This is a genomic window from Pseudorhodobacter wandonensis, assembly GCF_001202035.1.
Lineage (GTDB): Bacteria > Pseudomonadota > Alphaproteobacteria > Rhodobacterales > Rhodobacteraceae > Pseudorhodobacter > Pseudorhodobacter wandonensis.
On sequence record NZ_LGHT01000031.1, the window covers coordinates 332,474 to 350,219 of the forward strand.

Below are 17,746 nucleotides of genomic sequence, written 5' to 3' on the forward strand. Positions count from 1 at the left end.
ATACCTAACGCCGCCAGTGCCCCAAGCGCTGGCGGCAAAAGGTCAAAACGCCATCGTCGCTGCCACGGCCCGCTTCCACGCGGTATACCGCTCTTCACGCTCATCGGCATCCATCTTTGCCTCAAACGTGCGTTCCAGCGCCCAATTGGCGGCAAAACCGGCTTGGTCGGGGTACAAACCCGCCCGATGGCCAGCCAACCAAGCAGCACCCAAGGCAGTCGTTTCGCGCATCACAGGGCGGTCTACCTTTGCGCCGATAATGTCGGCCAAGAACTGCATGGTCCAATCGCTGGCCGTCATGCCGCCATCCACCCGCAACGTAGGCTCGGCCCCCGTTGCGGCCCAATCGGCATGCATCGCCTCTAGCAAATCGCGGGTCTGAAATCCCACGGATTCAAGCGCCGCCCGGGCCATTTCCTTTGGCCCCGATCCGCGCGTCAGCCCGAAAACGGCCCCGCGGCATTCGGCGTTCCAATAGGGGGCGCCCAGCCCGACAAATGCTGGTACCAAAACCACATTCTGCGCAGGATCTGCGGCTTCGGCCAGGCCTTGGGTTTCGGCGGCATTGCCGATAATCCCCAACCCGTCGCGCAGCCATTGCACCACTGCGCCTGCAATAAAGATCGAGCCCTCTAGCGCGTAGGTCGGTTTGCCATCCAGTTGATAGGCAATCGTGGTCAGCAGCCGGTTTTTCGAGGTGACGGCAGTGTCACCCGTATTCAGCAAGGCAAAGCACCCGGTGCCATAGGTCGATTTCATCATGCCCGGCGCAAAGCAGGCCTGGCCAACGGTCGCGGCCTGCTGGTCACCTGCTACGCCCAAAATCGGAATCTCTTGCCCGAAGATATCGGCCTGTGTCGTGCCAAAATCGGCGGCGCAATCTTTGACCTCTGGCAACATGGCCATCGGAATGTCAAAGAGATCACAAATGGTCTTGCTCCACCGTCCTTTGTGGATGTCATACAGCATGGTGCGTGCTGCGTTGGTGGCGTCGGTCACATGCGCGGCCCCGCCTGTCAGCTTCCAGATCAGGTAGCTGTCAACTGTACCAAAGGCCAGCTCGCCACGCTTTGCGCGATCTCGGGCGCCTTCCACATGGTCCAGTATCCAGCGCAGTTTGGTGCCGGAAAAATACGGATCGGCCAGCAGCCCTGTACGTGCAGTGATCATCGCATCATGCCCCGCCTCGCGTAAGTCGCGGCAATAATCGGCGGTGCGGCGGTCTTGCCAAACAATTGCGCGGTGCAATGGCGCACCCGTCACCCGGTCCCATACAAGGGTCGTTTCACGCTGGTTGGTGATGCCGATCGCGGCGATAGCACTTGCGGCAATCCCGGCCTTGGCAATCGCCGCGTGGCAGGTGCGCAAAGTGCTGTCCCACAGATCGGCGGGCTCATGCTCGACCCAGCCCGAGGCGGGGAAATGCTGCGGGAATTCCTCTTGCGCGGTGGCGATGATTTGCATTGCCGCGTCAAACACAATCGCCCGGCTGGACGTTGTTCCCTGATCTATCGCCAGAATATATCGCATAATCCCCCCGTTATTATCCTTTGGCCCGGCATGCTGCCTTTAATTTGGCCGTGATTGCATCCAGACATCCAGTGCCACAATCTGTGCGGCAGTCATCCGCAAGCCAAGCTTGCTGCGCCGCCAAACCACATCTTCGGCAGCACGGGCATATTCATGGCCTATCAACCAGTCTACTTCCCGAGCTGTCAATGTCGCACCGAAATCTTGGCCCAGATCATCCGCAGCGGCCGCATCATCCAGGACGGCCCAAGCCTCGGTACCATAGGCGCGCACCAGGCGCCGCGCCCAAAACGCTGTCAGAAACGGGTAATCCGATTGCAGCCTGGCAATCAGATCCGAAACCCCGTTTACTGCAAAATCACCGCCGGGCAGGGGCACGCCAGCCGTCCATTTGTCGGGCAGAGCAGGAAAATACGGCGCGAGCTTATCCATCGCGCTTTCTGCCAACCGCCGATAGGTGGTGATCTTGCCGCCAAAGATATTCAGCACAGGCGCGCCACCCTTTGTATCAACCTTTAGCGTATAATCGCGCGTGGCCGCCGAGGCGCTGCTGGCGCCATCGTCATGCAAAGGGCGCACGCCGGAATAGGTCCAGACAACATCGGCCGCGCTGATCGCTTTCTTGAAATATTTATTTGCAAAATCAATAAGGTAATCGCGCTCTGTGTCGGTGCAAAATGGCTTGGTGTCGGGGTCGGAGTGCTCGGCGTCGGTTGTGCCGATCAGGGTAAAATCTGTCTCATAGGGAATGGAAAATATGATCCGCCCATCGGTGCCCTGAAAGAAATAGCACTTGTCATGATCATACAGGCGCTTGGTGACGATATGGCTGCCGCGGACCAAGCGCACCCCATCGCGCGAGTTCAGCCGCAGAGTTTGGCCGATAATTTCGCCCACCCAAGGCCCGGCCGCATTCACCAATACCCGCGCATATTTGGTTTCGCCGTTGTCCAGCGTGATATGCCACAGGCCATCAACCCGCGCCGCTGCTGTAACTTTCGTTCGAACATAGATATTTGCGCCGCGCGCTTCGGCATCACGGGCATTCAAAACTACAAGCCGCGAATCCTCGACCCAGCAATCTGAATACTCATAGGCGGTTTGAAACCGGTCATCGAGGGCAGCACCTTCGGGTGTGCCGGGCAAGGACAGGGTTGTCGTGCCTTTCAGGATTTTGCGGCCGCCAAGGTTGTCATACAAGAACAATCCCAAACGGATCAGCCAGGCAGGCCTGCGTCCCCGCATCCATGGCATGAGCAAACCCAGCAGTCGAGAGGTCGGCGTGGCACTCTCAAATCGCATATCTTTATGATAAGGAAGAACAAAGCGCATAGGCCAGCTGATATGTGGCATGGCGCGCAACAGGGTTTCACGTTCTATCAACGCCTCGCGCACGAGCCGGAATTCGAAATATTCAAGGTAACGTAGCCCGCCATGAAACAGTTTGGTCGATGCAGAAGAAGTGGCCGATGCCAAATCGTTCATCTCGGCCAATGCAACGGACAACCCGCGCCCGGCAGCATCCCGCGCGATGCCGCAGCCGTTAATGCCGCCGCCGATGATGAATACATCGTAGATTTTCGCGTTATCTTGCATCGCATCCCCCGAGATCTTTGGCGCCCCTTTTAGCCATTGTTTGGTTAAAAGTGCAAGAACTGCTTTCGTTAGTTTTCGTTTTGATGCGCTAAATGCTCGCTTTTTGGTTTTCCTATGTGGCGAACATCTGCTAGACATTTGGAAATCGACTTAAAGCGAAAGCATTATGCAGCCAAATCTTCGTCATCCCGAAATTTTGGATCTTGCCCGCAATCAGGGCCGCGTGACGGTTGAGGGATTGGCCGAACGTTTTGGCGTGACGGTACAAACCATTCGGCGCGATCTGTCAGATCTGGCCGATGCCGGGCAGTTGCAGCGGGTGCATGGTGGAGCGGTTTTGCCGTCGGGCACCACCAATATTGGCTATGAAGACCGTCGCGCCCTGAAGTCCGTTGAAAAGCAGGCGATGGCAGGGGCCTGTGCCGCGCTGATCCCTGAAGGGGCCTCGGTCTTTTTGAATATTGGTACCAGCACCGAGGCAGTGGCCCGTGCGTTGTTGCAACATCGGCGCTTGCTGGTGGTGACTAACAATATGAATGTGGCGACAATTCTTGCGGCAAACCCCGAAGCCGAAGTAATTGTAACAGGCGGCACCTTGCGCAGATCTGACGGCGGTTTGGTGGGGCCGCTGGCGTCAGACACCATCCGCCAGTTCAAGTTTGATTTCGCGGTAATCGGTTGCTCGGCGTTGGACCAGGACGGGGATTTGCTGGATTTCGATGTGCAAGAGGTGACTGTTAGCCAGGTCATCCTAAATCAGGCGCGGCACAGCATATTGGTGGCTGATCATTCCAAGTTCCACCGCAATGCCCCTGCGCGCATCGTCTCATTGCAGCAGATCGATACCTTTGTCACCGATCAGGCACTAACCTTGGGCGTGGCTAATAAGTGCTTGGAATGGAATACAAAAGTTATTGTAGCGGGGTAGGGCTTAGACGCCCCATTTCGCTGCCCGTGCGTCAATGGCAGCGATACGCTCGGCGGTTTTTGGGTGTGAGCGCAGCCATTGCGGCACCTCTTGGCCTGCGGCTCCTGTCAGCCGGTCAAGCTTGCGAAACAGGCTTTTCTGGGGTTCAAGCCCTATGCCCGCCTTGACCAAAAGCGCGCTGGCATAGGCGTCGGCCTCATTCTCATCTTTGCGCGACAGGCCAGCGCCCAGTGCTTTGGTGACATAAGAGGCGATGAATACCCCAACGACCGGAATCAGGCGGCCAAGCAATGTCGCGATTAGCAAAAAGGCGGCGTTCTGGCCCGTTACGTCAATCATCCGCCGCTTGGTATGGCCAAGTGCCACATGGCCCATTTCATGCGCCACGACCGAGGCGATTTCATCGGCTGTTACAATGCCTTGCTGGTACTTTTTAATAAAACCGCGTGTCAGGAAAATGCGGCCGTCGGGTGCCGCCAATCCGTTTACGGGTTCGATGTCATAGATATGCACCGCGACTTTTGGCACCTCAAGCGCCTCTGCCATGCGGGCCATCACCTTTTCCAGCACGGGATCACGCAGGGGCTTTGAGGTCGCGTCCAGATGCTTGCCAGTCTGCCATACCGAAAAGCGGTACATCACATAGGCCATCACAACGGGCAGAATAAGGGGAAGCAGTGCTGTCATAAGGTTAATATGGGGGCGGAAACTGCCAAGGAAAGGGCTTGGGTGCAAATTCTAGCTGGCATGGGGTTTGCGTTGTTGCCACAAAGCGCGGCCCAAGAGCAGGGTGACCATACCCGCAGTCAATGCACCGATGACGTTGCCGAGCGTGTCTGATAGCTCTTCGATCTGGGTGCCAAAGACATAGCCCAATGTGACATAAACGGTGACCCAAGTTGCCTCGCCCAGCAGATCGGCCAGCAGGAAACGCCGCCAAGGCATATGGGTGGCACCTGCTAATACATTGATATAAGGCCCTAAAGGGCTGAACAGCCAGCGTGTCAGATAAATCGCCCAACCGCCGCGCTTTTCCAGCAAAGCCTCTGCCTGCGACAAAAGTCGGGCCGAGCTGCGCCGTTGTTGCAGCCACGCCCATAAATGGGCGGCACCAAAGCGGCGGGCCATGAAATAGCCGGATTGATCGCCAATAACGGCCCCGACATAGGCACCCGCGCAGACCTGCCACAGCACCAAGTCGCCTGTTGCTGCAAAAGCCCCGCCTGCCATCATCATTAGCGACGAAGGCATCGGCAAGGCAAAGCATGATAGCAAGGTTGCCAGAGAAATGATTACTAGGCCGTAATCCGAAACCCAAAGCAGCAAAAGATCAGTCATGTGGGGGCCGCGCATCAAGATAGGCGTTAAATTCGTTGATCCAGTCCTCTACCGCCACACCATGCGCCTCGGCCAAGGACACGAGCGGTTGGCGCGGGGTATCATCTGGGCCAAGGTCGAGAATGGCCTGCATATCGGGCCGCGGAATATTGTAGGTGCGCGCGATAAAGCGTGGTGTCATCCACGGCTCTATCGGATGGATGCCGCGGTCCGGATCCATCCAGACAAAGGCAAAGAAGGCCGCGCGGATGATGAAAAATGCAGTCAATCCGGCCGCTATTATAAAGCTTGCAAGCATGGCCTTGCGTCTCATCGGCTAAGCCCCTTTGTTCCGCGTGAAATTCCGTCCAATGTCATCGGTACCATGCGGTCGCCCAGCGTCTCGCGTATCAGGCGGATCGAATGGCTGTGGTTCCAATAATGCTCGGGCGTCGGGTTGATCCACAGATGGCTGGGCCATTGATGGCAGAGACGTTCCAGCCAGACGCGCCCGGCCTCTTGGTTCCAATGCTCGTTGGCGCCACCGGGGTGCAGGATTTCATAGGGGCTCATGCTGGCATCACCGACAAAAATGCATTTCCAATCCGGGCCATAGGTGCGCAATACTTCCCATGTTGGGGTTTGGGCATCCCAGCGGCGGCGGTTATCGCGCCACAGGCCTTCGTAGACGCAGTTGTGAAAGTAGAAATGTTCGAGGTGGCGAAATTCGGATCTCGCGGCTGAAAACAGCTCTTCTACCACTTTGACATAGGGGTCCATTGACCCGCCGACATCCAGCAATAACAGTACTTTAACGGCATTGCGTCGCTCGGGGCGGGTTTTGACGTCTAGGTAGCCATGTTCCGCCGTGGCGCGAATGGTGCCATCTAGGTCCAACTCGTCCAACGCGCCATCGCGGGCCCATTTGCGCAGGCGTTTCAAAGCGACCTTGATGTTGCGGGTACCCAGTTCGACGCTGTCATCAAGATTTTTGAATTCGCGTTTGTCCCATACTTTCACCGCGCGGCCGTGGCGACCCTCTTTCTGGCCGATCCGGACGCCTTCGGGGTTGTAGCCATAGGCCCCAAAGGGCGAGGTGCCAGCGGTGCCAACCCATTTATTGCCACCCTGATGCCTGCCTTTTTGCTCCTCAAGCCGCTGTTTTAGCGTCTCCATCAGCTTGTCAAACCCGCCGAGTGCCTCAACCGCGGCGCGTTCTTCGGCGGTCATGTGCTTTTCGGCCAGTTTGCGCAGCCAGTCCTCGGGCAAGTCAAGCGCATCGATCACCGATTGGGGTGTCACCGTTTCCAAGCCTTTGAAACTGGCGGCAAAAGCTTGATCAAAGCGGTCAAGATGGCGTTCATCCTTGACCATAGTCAGGCGGGCCAGATAGTAGAACCCGTCGACATCATAGGTCACCAGACCCGCGACCACGCCTTCCAGAAAGGCCAGATATTCCCGCAAACTTACGGGAACACCGTGTCGCCGCAGAGTGTCGAAAAACGGCAAGAACATCGGGCTAGAGCGAGCGTTCGATTATGATCGTTACAAACAGGCCTAGCAGCGTAAAGGCAATCGCAAAGCCTGCGCCATATTGCAACATATCCAAGGCCTTACCCCCGCGTTTGCGCGCCAGTCCTGCGCCGACAATTGCGCCCAGCAGCATGCCACCCAATACGATCATTCATTTGCCCCCGTGACGGAAAAGGCACCTGCCTGACCGTCAGCTTTTGTTACTGCGCCGCGCAAGCGCCAAGATTTCGGCCGCTCGCGCATTGATTTGCGCATCCGAACCAAAGCCATACCGCGCCCAGCACTGACTGTCTATGTGCAGCGCCGCCGCATTTGCTGCCAAACTCTGTGTTAGCTGCGTTGCCCCCGCGCCAGAAACGCCAGTCGCTCGAACAAGTGCACGTCTTGTTCGTTTTTCAGCAATGCCCCATGCAGACGCGGCAAAGATACCTTGTCGCGTGCAAGGTCCTCGGGGCGCAGATCTTCGGCCAGCAATAGTTTCAGCCAATCCAAAACCTCGCTGGTGGACGGCTTTTTCTTTAGCCCCGGCGTCTCGCGCAGGGCGTAGAATTGGGTAAGGGCCGTGGTCAGCAAGGCCTCTTTGATGCCGGGGAAATGCACTTCGACAATCTGGCGCAAGGTTTCCATTTCGGGAAAACGGATGAAGTGAAAGAAACAGCGGCGTAAGAACGCGTCCGGCAGTTCCTTTTCATTGTTCGACGTGATGATGACAATCGGCCGCTGCCGAGCCTTGATCACTTCGCCGGTCTCATAGACGAAAAATTCCATCCGGTCCAATTCCTGCAACAGATCGTTGGGGAATTCGATGTCGGCCTTGTCGATTTCGTCAATCAGCAGGACGACCCGCTCTTCGGCCTCGAACGCTTGCCAAAGCTTGCCTTTGCGGATGTAGTTTTTGACGTCATGCACGCGCGCGTCACCCAGTTGGCTGTCGCGCAAACGGCTTACGGCGTCATATTCATACAGGCCTTGCTGCGCCTTGGTGGTCGATTTCACATGCCATTCCAGCAAAGGCATGCCCAAGGCTTGTGCCACCTGCCGGGCAAGTTCGGTTTTGCCGGTTCCTGGCTCGCCTTTTACCAGCAAGGGGCGCTGCAACACGACTGCGGCATTCACGGCAACGGTTAGATCATCGGTGGCTATGTAGCTGTCAGTCGACGCGAATTTCATAATTGCTTTGCGGCCTTGTGATAAGTTTCCATCAAACCCTAACCGCGCCATCAAAATGTCGCAACCGCTAGTGACATTGGCTTTCGCTTCCGTTAAGTGACCGCAATAACGGGCGCGAAATTTGTTCCAAGCGCTTGTATCGGCTGCATTCGACCAATTGGAGAGTGACAATATGAAGGTAGATACCTTTGTTCCCGACGACTACCGCCCAGCTGAGAACGAACCATTCATGAATGATCGCCAGGTGGAGTATTTCCGTCGCAAGCTGCAGACGTGGAAGCAAGAGATGCTTGACCAGTCGGCAGAAACGATTGAGGGATTGCAAGGCTCGGCCCGTTCGGTACCAGATATTGCGGATCGCGCATCCGAGGAAACCGATCGCGCGTTGGAATTGCGCACACGCGACCGTCAGCGGAAACTGGTTTCCAAGATCGACGCCGCTTTGCGCCGGATTGAAAACGGTGAGTTCGGGTATTGCGAAGTTACTGGCGAGCCGATCTCGCTAAAGCGGCTCGATGCGCGTCCCATTGCGACGATGACGCTGGAAGCTCAGGAAAAGCACGAACGTCGTGAGCGTGTGCACCGCGAAGACTGATCGCGGGCATTGATCGCAGGGCGACAATAAGGGATGCTTACAACGCCGGGCCAAATAAATGGTCCGGCTTTGTGCTGTAAAAAGGCCAGAATGATGACTCTGAATAATACCGAATTCACGGTTTTGGGTGCGGGTGTGGCGGGGCTGGCTGTTAGTACTGCTTTGGCACAGCGTGGTGCCAAGGTTACCTTGCTGGAACAGGCCGACGCGATACGTGAGGTCGGGGCAGGCCTGCAGGTCAGCCCCAATGGTGTTGCGGTGTTGCGGGCCTTGGGGCTAGAGCAAGCACTTGTTGCGGCGGGTATGCGCAACCAGGCGGTTCACCTGCGCGATGGTATCAGTGGTGATACAGTGGTTCGGCTGGATTTGGCGGTACAACGCCCCGATCAGGCCTTTTACTTGATGCACCGCGCCGATCTGATCGAGGTTTTGCGCGCGGGCGCCGAGGCCGCAGGGGTTGAACTGCAACTGCTGCAGCGCGTCGAGAGTGTCGATCTTTCAGGCGATCAGCCGCAAATGGCAATGGCAACGGGCGCAAGCCGCCATGCCGGCTTTTTGATTGGGGCCGATGGGCTGCATTCGCGGGTGCGTTCGGCGTTGAATGGGGCCGTCGCCCCGTTCTTTACACATCAAGTGGCGTGGCGTGCCGTGATTCCCGCTGAGCCCGGCGAGGTTGTCGAGGCCGAGGTGCATATGGGGGCAGGGCGGCATTTGGTCAGCTACCCTCTGCGCGGCGGTACCCTGCGAAATATCGTCGCCGTCGAAGAGCGCCGGCAATGGGTCGAAGAAGGCTGGAACCTGCGGGACGACCCTTTGGAAATGCGTTTGGCCTTTGCAAGGTTTTCACCGCGTGTGCGGGCATGGCTGGAACGGGTAGACGAGGTTTGGCTTTGGGGGCTGTTCCGCCACCCTGTCGCCAAGACATGGGTCGGCAAAAATGCCGCTATCCTTGGCGATGCAGCCCACCCGACGCTGCCGTTTCTGGCCCAAGGCGCGAATATGGCGCTTGAAGATGCTTGGGTGTTGGCAGATTGCCTTGATCGTTTGGGCATCGACAAAGGGTTGCCTGCCTATCAGGCCGCGCGGCAAGAGCGCTGTGCGCGGATCGTCAAAGCCGCCGATAGCAATGCCCGCGCCTATCATCTGCGCGAACCAATACGCGGCCTTGCGCATCTGGGGCTAAAGCTGGGCGGGGCAGTGGCCCCGGGCATGATACTGGGCAAGTTTGACTGGATTTATCGCCACGACGTCACGGCTGCGGGTTAGGCTGCGAGGCCTATCCAAACCGGCACATGGTCGGAGGGGCGTTCCTCGGCGCGGACCTCGCGGTCAATGCGGCAATCGCGCAGCAGGTCGGCAGCTTGGGGTGACAGCAGCAAATGGTCAATCCGGATGCCGTTGTTTTTCTCCCACGCGCCGGCCTGATAATCCCAAAAGCTGTACTGGCCGGGGGCTTGATTGCAGGCGCGAAAGGCATCCGTTAGCCCAAGGTTCACAATTTCGCGAAAGGCGGCGCGGGTGGTGGACAAAAACAGCGCGTCATCGGCCCAAGCCATTGGGTTTGCAGCGTCTTCCGGCTGGGGGATAACATTGTAATCGCCCGCGATCACCAGCGGTTCTTCGGTCAACAGCAGCTCTGCCACGCGTGTTTTCATCCGCGCCATCCATGCCAGTTTGTAGTCGTATTTCGGCCCAGGTGCAGGGTTGCCATTTGGCAAATACAGCCCGCACAACCGCACTGCACGCTCGCCCATCACGGTTGCTTCTATCCACCGGGCCTGTTCATCGCTGTCATCGCCGGGCAGGCCGCGCGTGATGTCTTCCAGCGGTAGGCGCGACAGAATGGCGACGCCGTTAAAGCCCTTTTGCCCATGGGTTTCGACGCGGAAGCCCATGTCCTCGAACATCTGGCGGGGAAAGCTCTCATCGACCGATTTGATTTCTTGCAAGGCCACCGCATCGGGTTTCGCTGCCTCAAGCCAGCGGGGCAGCGCCTCGATTCGCGCTTTGATTCCGTTGATGTTGAATGTCGCCAGCTTCATCACCCGCCCCTGTGCAGCCCTTGTTTGCATCTGTTCTACGGGGCAGGCGGGCAGGGGGCAAGCTTACATCGAAAATGAGATGCCGCAGCCGCAAGAACTGCTGGCATTCGGATTTTCCACGACAAAGCGGGCGCCGATCAACTCTTCGGTGAAATCAATCACGGCGTTCGACAGAAACGGCAAAGACACCTCATCGATCAGCACTTTCATCCCGTCTTTTTCCAGCACAATATCATCTGCCGCGGGGTCATCCAGCCGGATGTCATACTGAAAGCCCGAACAGCCACCGCCCTCGACAGCCACGCGAAGGGCCTTGGTATCGCCAGTGGTCTCGGCAATTTCGGCCAAGCGGGCAAAGGCACGGTCGGTCACGCGGGGGGGCAAAGTTAACGTCATGTTAGGAGGCCTTGGGTTAGCGTTCAAATTCAAATATAGGGGCTGGACTGGTTTGAAACAAGCCATGCGGTCATAGGGTGCCATTCCCGGTGGAATCGCATATAGATGAATGCGATAGCTGTTAACCACGGCACATAAGGTTTGATACATGCTTGCACCCTTCGCCTGCCATCCTGATGCGTCGCGTGGCCGTTTGCACGGTGAACGGATGTCGTCGTTCCGCTCGCCCTTTCAGCGCGACCGCGACCGGATCATCCATTCCAGCGCGTTTCGGCGATTAAAGCATAAAACCCAAGTGTTTGTCGAACATGAGGGCGATTATTACCGCACCCGTTTGACCCACTCGATCGAGGTGGCGCAGGTTGCTCGTACGATTTCGGGCGTCTTGGGCCTGAACACCGATCTGGCCGAGGCAATTGCCTTGGCGCATGATCTTGGCCACACCCCTTTTGGCCACACGGGCGAGGATGCCTTGGCCGAGTTGATGGCCCCTTACGGCGGCTTTGACCATAACGCCCAAGCCTTGCGTATTGTGACGCGTCTGGAGCGTCATTATGCCGATTTTGACGGGCTGAACCTGACATGGGAAACCCTTGAAGGCATAGCAAAACACAACGGCCCCGTGATCGCAGATGAGGGCAAAGAGTTGCCCTATGCGCTGGTCGAAGCAAATGCCGAATGGGATCTGGAGCTGCACACATTCGCCAGCGCCGAGGCGCAGGTGGCCGCTATTGCCGATGACATCGCCTATTCGCACCATGATTTGCATGACGGCCTGCGTTCGGGCCTGTTTGATGAGGCTGACCTGATGGACCTGCCCGTCACCGGCCCTGCCTTCGCCGAGGTTGACGCCCTGCACCCGGGCCTTGACCCGATGCGCCGTCGGCATGAGGCTTTGCGCCGTGTCTTTGGCCGGATGGTCGAGGACGTGATTAATGTGGCAAACATCCGCCTTGATGCAGCCAAGCCGCAATCTGTGAATGAAATCAGGGCGATGGAGGGAACCGTCATTCGGTTCTCCAAGCCACTGTACCAAGAGTTGAAGGTCATCCGGTCGTTCCTGTTTACCCGCATGTATCGCGCCCCCAGCGTGATGGCTGAACGTGCACGGGTGACGGCCGTTGTCCGCGATCTGTTTCCCTTGTTCATGTCGCAGCCTGAATACCTGCCACAGGAATGGCGCCAGGACGTGGCCCAGGCCGATACGCAGCAGCTGCTAGCGCGAATCGTCGCCGACTATGTTGCGGGGATGACGGATCGATTTGCCTTGCAAGAGCATGCGCGCCTGTTTCAAACAGGGCCACTGTGACCGGAGTATGCATCAATGAGCGTTGAATCTGTTGGAATGAACCCTGTCGAGGCACTGGCCCTTGTTGGCGTAATTGGCGTCGGCGCACAGTGGCTGGCGTGGCGCATCCAGATGCCCGCGATTGTGCTGATGCTGGCGGCGGGGCTGATTATTGGCCCGCTGACTGGCATCTTTATCCCATCGCGCGATATCGGCGATCTGGTGGGGCCGATGATCTCTATCGCTGTGGCGGTGATTTTGTTCGAAGGCGGGCTGACGCTGAACTTTCACGCCCTTCAAGACGCGGCCAAAGGGGTCCGGCGGTTGGTGATTGTCGGCGCGCCATTGGGGTGGCTGACCTCAACGCTCGCGGTGCATTACGGGGCCGGTTTGGGGTGGGAAGCTTCGGCCGTGTTTGGTGGCATCATGATCGTGACTGGTCCGACAGTGATTGCGCCACTTCTGCGCCAGGCGCGGCTGTCGCGCAGGCCTGCAGCCTTGTTGCAATGGGAAGCGATTGTGAATGACCCGGTGGGCGCTTTGGCCGCCGTTTTGGCCTTTGGTGTGGTGACGGTGCTAAGTGAGAATGAAGGCGGCGTTGCCGCCACCATGCATTTCTTTTTCGGGATTTTCTTTGCAACTTTGGTGGGCTGGGTTGCCGGACGAGGCATCGCCTTGGCTTTTCGCAAAGCCTTGGTGCCCGAGTTTATGAAGGTTCCTGTGCTGTTCGTGGTGCTGCTTGCAGCGTTTACTATTTCCGACCGCGCCTTGCATGAAAGCGGTCTGCTGGCCGTCACCGTGATGGGCCTAGTGATCGCGAATGCGGCCTTGCCCAGCTATGAGGAACTGCGCCGGTTCAAGGAACACGCGACGATCTTGCTGGTATCGGGCGTGTTCATTTTGCTGGCGGCAGGCCTTGATTTGCAGGAATTGCTAAGCCTTGATCTGCGCGCGGTCATGTTTGTTGTTTTGGTGGTTCTGGTCGCACGCCCGTTGTCGGTTATGATTTCGCTTGTGGGTACCACCGTTCCGATGCGTGAAAGAATTTTGGTCGCATTGACCGGCCCGCGCGGTGTGGTGCTGATGGCCGTTGCAGGCCTGTTCGGGGAACGTTTGGTCGCATTGGGCGTGCCGGACGGCGCCGCGATTGGGCCGCTGGCTTTTGCTTTGGTGGCGGCAACTGTTGTTCTCAATGGCTTTGGCCTGACACCCTTGGCCAGCCTGCTGGGCCTGCGCGCGGCCGAGGTTCCGGGCGTATTGCTGGTTGGTGGGACGCGCCTGACAACGGGTTTGGGCGCAGCCTTGAAAAAAGCCGATGTGCCGGTGCTGGTAACAGACTGGAACCTTGGCCACCTGCGCTATGCGCGGGCTGCTGCGCTGCCGGTTTTCTTTGGTGATATTTTGTCAGAGGCGGCCGAGAATAAAGTCGAATTCATCGGCTTTTCAAACATTCTGGCTGCTACGGATAATGATGCCTACAACACCTTGGTTGCGACCGATCTGGCGCCCGAATTCGGCCGCGATAAAGTTTGGCAACTGCCGCGGGTGAAAAGCGAAAGCACGCGCCATGCATTGCCGGTAACGCTTGGCGGGCGCAGGTTCGGCGATGGGCGCACCTATGACGAGTATGAGACATTGATGGCCGAAGGCTGGACCATCCGCACCACCAAACTGACCGAGGAATATGGTTATCAGGCCTGGAAGGATGAACGGCCCGAGTCGATTTTGCTATGTGTCATATCGGCAACCGGTGATTTTCGGTTTGTTGGCAATGACAGCAAGCAAACGCCTGCGGCGGGCGCGCGTTTGTTGGCATTATCACCGCCCAAGGGCGAAGGCGTTTAGGCGCGTTTTCTGGCGGCCATCAGCCAGAAAATAACCAAGCCAAGGGACAGAATGCCGTTCCAGGATGCCATTGACAGGCCGAACATTTCCCAGGCAATGGCATCACAGCGCACAGGGGCAACTACATTTGCCGCAGGGTCCAGCAACTGGGTGACATCAAGACCGGCGATAGATCCGGTGCTGCAAGAGGTTATGCCCTGCCACCAGGCGCGCTCGACACCGGTGTGATACAGCGCAATCGCGGAACCAGTCAGCGCGGCCAGTGCCCCTAGATAGGGCAGGGTCCGCCCCTTTAGCACCAGCGCCAAAAGGCCGATCACAATTGCCGCCATATGGGCATAGCGCTGCCACCAACACATCTGGCAGGGCTGCAATCCGCCAATATATTCGAACCCATACGCCCCGGCCAGCGCCGCAGCCGATCCGCCAATTGCCAACAGAATAAACTGGGTGCGCGTCATAAAAACCTCACAGCTGCAAATCCGGCGATCAGCAATGCCACCGCCAAAGTGAACATAAGCCCTAGCCTACGTTCAATAAAATCACGAATAGGTGCGCCGAATTTCCACAGCAGGGCCGCAATCAGGAAAAAGCGCAAGGCGCGGGCGACAATGCTGGCCAACATGAACACCGGCAAGGAAAGCCCGGTGGCACCCGATAGAATGGTGATGACCTTATAGGGAAATGGTGTGACGCCTGCGATCAACACGGCCCAAGCACCATATGCGTTGTACCGTTCCTGGAATGTCGCGAAATGCGCCGTCTGGCCGTAAAACTCTAGCACGGGCAGGCCGATACTTTCAAAGAACAACGAGCCGATCAAATACCCGAACGCACCGCCCGCGACCGATGAAACCGTTGCAACAAACGCAATCCAGAACGCGCGGCGTGGGGCCGCGATGATCATCGGAATCATCAGAATATCCGGCGGGATCGGAAATACCGAGCTTTCAATAAACGCGACAAAGGCCAAGGCCCAAATCGCGTGTTTGGACTGCGCAAGACCAATCGTCCAATCATACAAAGCGCGGATCATCCTGATCTCCTTGGTTGCGTGGCACCTTGCATCACGCAGGGCGGGGGGCGTCAAGAGGACAAACAGGCTTTGTGATTTATGCGCTCTGCGGTAAAACTTGACCAAACAGGCAAGGGGATGGGGCGATGAAATGGAAAGGGCGGCGCGAAAGCCGGAATATCGAGGATCGGCGCGGCCGGTCAAATACGCGTGCCGTGGGCGGGATTGGCGGTTTCGGTTTGGTTGCCGTTCTTGTCGTCGGCTATTTTCTTGGCATTGATGTAACGCCCTTGTTGCAAGATCAGGGGGGCGGGCAGCGTGCCCCTGCAACCGAGATGACTGCCGCCGACAAGGCAGCAGGGCAGTTTGTGTCTGTCACTCTGGCTGATACCGAAGATGTTTGGGCCCAAATTTTTAAGGATCAGTTGGGCCGTAGTTACACGCCCGCGACATTGGTTCTGTTCAAAGGCGCCACGAGCTCGCCCTGCGGCGGGGCTTCGGGGGCCTCGGGGCCGTTTTATTGCCCGGGGGACAACAAGGCATATCTGGATACGGATTTCTTTGTGACGCTTGAACAGCAGTTGGGTGCCAAAGGCGATTTTGCTGCGGCCTATGTTGTGGCGCATGAAATCGCGCATCATGTCCAGAATGAACTGGGCATTCTGTCCCGCGCAAATGAGGTGCGCGCCCAAGTGTCACAGGCCGAAAGCAATGCCATTTCGGTGCGTATCGAGCTGCAAGCCGATTGTCTGGCGGGAATCTGGGCGCGGGCCGCACAAAAGAAATTTGGATCGATAGATCGCGGCGATCTTGAAGAAGCTGTGAACGCTGCCCGCAAGATCGGTGACGATACTTTGCAGCGCAATGCGGGCCAGTATCCAAACCCTCACAGCTTTACCCATGGCACATCCGAGCAAAGGTCGCGTTGGTTTGTGACCGGATATCAATCAGGTAAGCTTGGATCCTGCGATACGTTTTCGATAAATCAACTTTAAGAAAAAAAACCTGCAACAGGCGATTGACGCGCCGCAAAAGGCGCGTTACATCGCACCCACTGGGCCCGAGTGGCGGAATGGTAGACGCAGGGGATTCAAAATCCCCCGTCGCAAGACGTGGGAGTTCGAGTCTCCCCTCGGGCACCAGTTAATCAGCTAACCCATTGGTATCGCACCAGCTTTTAGCCACTGCTAGGAGCCGGAGACCATTTCGCGCCCGTTTACCTTCGTTAAGGATGGTGTTTTCTACTTCAGCCGTCGCATTCCGAAAGAGCTGAGGCGTCACTACACATCACCTCGAATTGCCTATTCGCTTCGGACTAGGTCAGCCAGAATCGCTGAAGCCAGAGCCAGACGGGCCGCTGACCAGCTTGACGAGTACTGGTATCATCTGAGGTCTCGTGAAGTAGAATTGCCCGGCAAACACATGCTTAGATTGCAGCAAAAGCTCGGAGCGACCTTCAGCAATCAGCAACCTGCCATATCTGCTTCATCTGTACTTTTGTCTGAAGCTGTCGGCATTTATTTGCAACAGAAGGGTAATGGTCTTGTCACGCTTACGTTCCGGCCTCTCAACTCATTTAGGCAGCCTTTCGTTCGAAGGCCAAGGGGCTTTTGCCACCTAACGACGAATGCCGCCGTCGTGGATTATAGAACCCATTGATATATTGGAATATCGCCCCCTCGGCTTGGCGTCTGGTTTCCCAGTGGTTCCGCCAGATCAGCTCTGCCTTGATGGATTTGAAGAACGTTTCCACCATGGAATTATCGTAGCAATTTCCTTTTCCGCTCATCGATACTTTGAACCCATGCTTCGAAAGACGCTTCTGATAGTCATGTGAACAGTATTGCGACCCACGATCCGTATGATGAATGCAGCCCTTCGGTGGTTGCCGTAGGGCCACCGCCATATCCAGTGCTCGGATCGCCAAGTCGCGTTTCATCCGGTTGCTGACAGCCCACCCAATGACACGACGGGAGTAGAGGTCGAGGATGACAGCCAGATATAGCCAGCCTTCACTGGTCCAGATGTAGCTTATATCACCAGCCCATGTCTGGTTTGGGCCATCCGCAGTGAAGTCCTGGTCCAACAGGTTGGGCGCGATGTTGAACGCATGGTTGCTGTCCGTGGTCACCTTGTATTTCTGGGTCCTGACGGTCTTGATGCCGTTCATGCGCATTAGGCGGCCAATCCGGCGGTGCCCAACCCTCAGCCCCATCTCCTGCAACTCTTCGGTCATGCGTGGTCGACCATAGCTATGCAGGCTCAGACGATGTTGCTCTCGGATATGCGCCAGATAACCACATCGCCGCGCTGCCGCTGGCTCATCGGGCGAACCCGCCACGCACGATAACCACGCGATGTAACCTGCATAATGCGGCAGAGAAATTCCACCGGCCATTCTTCTTTCCAGGCATCAATGAAGGCGAACCTCATCGGTTTTGGCCTGCAAAGAAGATGGTGGCCTTTTTTAACACTTCCCTCTCCTCGCGAA

At 57.2% G+C, this 17,746-nt stretch carries 19 protein-coding genes, 1 tRNA gene and 1 pseudogene; 8 read left to right on the forward strand and 13 right to left on the reverse strand.

Features of this window, described 5'->3' with window-relative positions:
- Window positions 1-42 precede the first annotated feature (42 nt).
- Together glpK and glpD are read right to left on the reverse strand one after the other, a co-directional pair.
- On the reverse strand, window positions 43-1,530 hold the full coding sequence (glpK, locus tag AKU79_RS10215; RefSeq protein ID WP_050523462.1) for a glycerol kinase GlpK: 1,488 nt from the start codon (window positions 1,528-1,530) through the stop codon (window positions 43-45).
- A gap of 39 nt (window positions 1,531-1,569) precedes the next feature.
- The gene (gene glpD, locus AKU79_RS10220) at window positions 1,570-3,126 is read right to left on the reverse strand and encodes a glycerol-3-phosphate dehydrogenase (RefSeq protein ID WP_050523463.1); all 1,557 of its coding nucleotides are present in this window, start codon (window positions 3,124-3,126) and stop codon (window positions 1,570-1,572) included.
- A 166-nt stretch (window positions 3,127-3,292) separates the two neighbouring features.
- On the opposite strand from glpD, the gene AKU79_RS10225 reads away from it, so the two are divergent.
- The gene (locus tag AKU79_RS10225; RefSeq protein ID WP_050523464.1) at window positions 3,293-4,054 is read left to right on the forward strand and encodes a DeoR/GlpR family DNA-binding transcription regulator; all 762 of its coding nucleotides are present in this window, start codon (window positions 3,293-3,295) and stop codon (window positions 4,052-4,054) included.
- A gap of 3 nt (window positions 4,055-4,057) precedes the next feature.
- Here the strand turns inward: AKU79_RS10225 and AKU79_RS10230 are convergent, their stop codons facing one another.
- The 6 genes from AKU79_RS10230 to AKU79_RS10255 form a co-directional block, all read right to left on the reverse strand.
- Entirely contained in the window at window positions 4,058-4,741 is a 684-nt protein-coding gene (locus AKU79_RS10230; protein WP_050523465.1) for a M48 family metallopeptidase, read from the reverse strand.
- A 51-nt stretch (window positions 4,742-4,792) separates the two neighbouring features.
- A complete protein-coding gene (locus AKU79_RS10235; RefSeq protein ID WP_050523466.1) occupies window positions 4,793-5,392 on the reverse strand; it encodes a DedA family protein in 600 nt (199 codons plus the stop codon).
- A complete protein-coding gene (locus tag AKU79_RS10240) occupies window positions 5,385-5,705 on the reverse strand; it encodes a hypothetical protein (RefSeq protein ID WP_050523467.1) in 321 nt (106 codons plus the stop codon). Before AKU79_RS10240 ends, AKU79_RS10235 begins: the two co-directional genes overlap by 8 nt.
- On the reverse strand, window positions 5,702-6,886 hold the full coding sequence (locus tag AKU79_RS10245; protein ID WP_050523468.1) for a vWA domain-containing protein: 1,185 nt from the start codon (window positions 6,884-6,886) through the stop codon (window positions 5,702-5,704). The genes AKU79_RS10240 and AKU79_RS10245 overlap by 4 nt, the downstream gene beginning before the upstream one ends.
- Before the next feature lie 4 nt (window positions 6,887-6,890).
- On the reverse strand, window positions 6,891-7,055 hold the full coding sequence (locus AKU79_RS19485; RefSeq protein WP_050523469.1) for a hypothetical protein: 165 nt from the start codon (window positions 7,053-7,055) through the stop codon (window positions 6,891-6,893).
- Window positions 7,056-7,234: 179 nt separating this feature from the next.
- Window positions 7,235-8,074, reverse strand: coding sequence for an AAA family ATPase (locus tag AKU79_RS10255; RefSeq protein WP_050523526.1), 840 nt, complete (start codon window positions 8,072-8,074; stop codon window positions 7,235-7,237).
- 172 nt (window positions 8,075-8,246) lie between these two features.
- Here AKU79_RS10255 and dksA point away from each other — a divergent pair, with 172 nt between their 5' ends.
- Window positions 8,247-8,669: an RNA polymerase-binding protein DksA gene (gene dksA / locus AKU79_RS10260; protein WP_050523470.1), complete on the forward strand. Its 423-nt coding sequence runs from the start codon at window positions 8,247-8,249 to the stop codon at window positions 8,667-8,669.
- A gap of 93 nt (window positions 8,670-8,762) precedes the next feature.
- Window positions 8,763-9,935, forward strand: coding sequence for an FAD-dependent monooxygenase (locus AKU79_RS10265; protein ID WP_050523527.1), 1,173 nt, complete (start codon window positions 8,763-8,765; stop codon window positions 9,933-9,935).
- On the opposite strand, the gene xth is transcribed toward AKU79_RS10265, so the two are convergent.
- A complete protein-coding gene (gene xth, locus AKU79_RS10270) occupies window positions 9,932-10,711 on the reverse strand; it encodes an exodeoxyribonuclease III (RefSeq protein WP_050523471.1) in 780 nt (259 codons plus the stop codon). The genes AKU79_RS10265 and xth overlap by 4 nt on opposite strands.
- Before the next feature lie 63 nt (window positions 10,712-10,774).
- The gene (locus AKU79_RS10275) at window positions 10,775-11,107 is read right to left on the reverse strand and encodes a HesB/IscA family protein (RefSeq protein ID WP_050523472.1); all 333 of its coding nucleotides are present in this window, start codon (window positions 11,105-11,107) and stop codon (window positions 10,775-10,777) included.
- Between the two features lie 148 nt (window positions 11,108-11,255).
- Here AKU79_RS10275 and AKU79_RS10280 point away from each other — a divergent pair, with 148 nt between their 5' ends.
- Window positions 11,256-12,416: a deoxyguanosinetriphosphate triphosphohydrolase gene (locus AKU79_RS10280; RefSeq protein ID WP_050523473.1), complete on the forward strand. Its 1,161-nt coding sequence runs from the start codon at window positions 11,256-11,258 to the stop codon at window positions 12,414-12,416.
- Between the two features lie 15 nt (window positions 12,417-12,431).
- A complete protein-coding gene (locus AKU79_RS10285) occupies window positions 12,432-14,240 on the forward strand; it encodes a cation:proton antiporter (RefSeq protein ID WP_050523474.1) in 1,809 nt (602 codons plus the stop codon).
- On the opposite strand, the gene AKU79_RS10290 is transcribed toward AKU79_RS10285, so the two are convergent.
- Window positions 14,237-14,701 carry a disulfide bond formation protein B gene (locus tag AKU79_RS10290; protein ID WP_050523475.1) on the reverse strand — a complete coding sequence of 155 codons (465 nt, stop codon included), beginning with the start codon at window positions 14,699-14,701 and terminating at the stop codon, window positions 14,237-14,239. The genes AKU79_RS10285 and AKU79_RS10290 overlap by 4 nt on opposite strands.
- Window positions 14,698-15,276: a YqaA family protein gene (locus tag AKU79_RS10295; RefSeq protein WP_050523476.1), complete on the reverse strand. Its 579-nt coding sequence runs from the start codon at window positions 15,274-15,276 to the stop codon at window positions 14,698-14,700. The genes AKU79_RS10290 and AKU79_RS10295 overlap by 4 nt, the downstream gene beginning before the upstream one ends.
- A gap of 125 nt (window positions 15,277-15,401) precedes the next feature.
- Here AKU79_RS10295 and ypfJ point away from each other — a divergent pair, with 125 nt between their 5' ends.
- From ypfJ to AKU79_RS19920, 3 genes are all read left to right on the forward strand, one after another.
- On the forward strand, window positions 15,402-16,250 hold the full coding sequence (gene ypfJ / locus AKU79_RS10300) for a KPN_02809 family neutral zinc metallopeptidase (RefSeq protein WP_050523477.1): 849 nt from the start codon (window positions 15,402-15,404) through the stop codon (window positions 16,248-16,250).
- A gap of 63 nt (window positions 16,251-16,313) precedes the next feature.
- Window positions 16,314-16,397 (forward strand) — tRNA-Leu (locus AKU79_RS10305).
- A gap of 61 nt (window positions 16,398-16,458) precedes the next feature.
- Window positions 16,459-16,914: a DUF6538 domain-containing protein gene (locus tag AKU79_RS19920; protein WP_331458382.1), complete on the forward strand. Its 456-nt coding sequence runs from the start codon at window positions 16,459-16,461 to the stop codon at window positions 16,912-16,914.
- On the opposite strand, the pseudogene AKU79_RS10310 reads toward AKU79_RS19920, so the two are convergent.
- A pseudogene (locus AKU79_RS10310) lies at window positions 16,832-17,746 on the reverse strand (IS3 family transposase); the annotation flags it as partial. The gene AKU79_RS19920 and the pseudogene AKU79_RS10310 sit on opposite strands and share 83 nt — an antisense overlap.

What these genes read in the sequence shown, in the direction of transcription:
- glpK (WP_050523462.1), bottom strand. Translation starts at nt 1,530, where the DNA reads ATGCGATATATTCTGGCGATAGATCAGGGAACAACGTCCAGCCGGGCG.
- glpD (WP_050523463.1), bottom strand. Translation starts at nt 3,126, where the DNA reads ATGCAAGATAACGCGAAAATCTACGATGTATTCATCATCGGCGGCGGC.
- AKU79_RS10225 (WP_050523464.1), top strand. Translation starts at nt 3,293, where the DNA reads ATGCAGCCAAATCTTCGTCATCCCGAAATTTTGGATCTTGCCCGCAAT.
- AKU79_RS10230 (WP_050523465.1), bottom strand. Translation starts at nt 4,741, where the DNA reads ATGACAGCACTGCTTCCCCTTATTCTGCCCGTTGTGATGGCCTATGTG.
- AKU79_RS10235 (WP_050523466.1), bottom strand. Translation starts at nt 5,392, where the DNA reads ATGACTGATCTTTTGCTGCTTTGGGTTTCGGATTACGGCCTAGTAATC.
- AKU79_RS10240 (WP_050523467.1), bottom strand. Translation starts at nt 5,705, where the DNA reads ATGAGACGCAAGGCCATGCTTGCAAGCTTTATAATAGCGGCCGGATTG.
- AKU79_RS10245 (WP_050523468.1), bottom strand. Translation starts at nt 6,886, where the DNA reads ATGTTCTTGCCGTTTTTCGACACTCTGCGGCGACACGGTGTTCCCGTA.
- AKU79_RS19485 (WP_050523469.1), bottom strand. Translation starts at nt 7,055, where the DNA reads ATGATCGTATTGGGTGGCATGCTGCTGGGCGCAATTGTCGGCGCAGGA.
- AKU79_RS10255 (WP_050523526.1), bottom strand. Translation starts at nt 8,074, where the DNA reads ATGAAATTCGCGTCGACTGACAGCTACATAGCCACCGATGATCTAACC.
- dksA (WP_050523470.1), top strand. Translation starts at nt 8,247, where the DNA reads ATGAAGGTAGATACCTTTGTTCCCGACGACTACCGCCCAGCTGAGAAC.
- AKU79_RS10265 (WP_050523527.1), top strand. Translation starts at nt 8,763, where the DNA reads ATGACTCTGAATAATACCGAATTCACGGTTTTGGGTGCGGGTGTGGCG.
- xth (WP_050523471.1), bottom strand. Translation starts at nt 10,711, where the DNA reads ATGAAGCTGGCGACATTCAACATCAACGGAATCAAAGCGCGAATCGAG.
- AKU79_RS10275 (WP_050523472.1), bottom strand. Translation starts at nt 11,107, where the DNA reads ATGACGTTAACTTTGCCCCCCCGCGTGACCGACCGTGCCTTTGCCCGC.
- AKU79_RS10280 (WP_050523473.1), top strand. Translation starts at nt 11,256, where the DNA reads ATGCTTGCACCCTTCGCCTGCCATCCTGATGCGTCGCGTGGCCGTTTG.
- AKU79_RS10285 (WP_050523474.1), top strand. Translation starts at nt 12,432, where the DNA reads ATGAGCGTTGAATCTGTTGGAATGAACCCTGTCGAGGCACTGGCCCTT.
- AKU79_RS10290 (WP_050523475.1), bottom strand. Translation starts at nt 14,701, where the DNA reads ATGACGCGCACCCAGTTTATTCTGTTGGCAATTGGCGGATCGGCTGCG.
- AKU79_RS10295 (WP_050523476.1), bottom strand. Translation starts at nt 15,276, where the DNA reads ATGATCCGCGCTTTGTATGATTGGACGATTGGTCTTGCGCAGTCCAAA.
- ypfJ (WP_050523477.1), top strand. Translation starts at nt 15,402, where the DNA reads ATGAAATGGAAAGGGCGGCGCGAAAGCCGGAATATCGAGGATCGGCGC.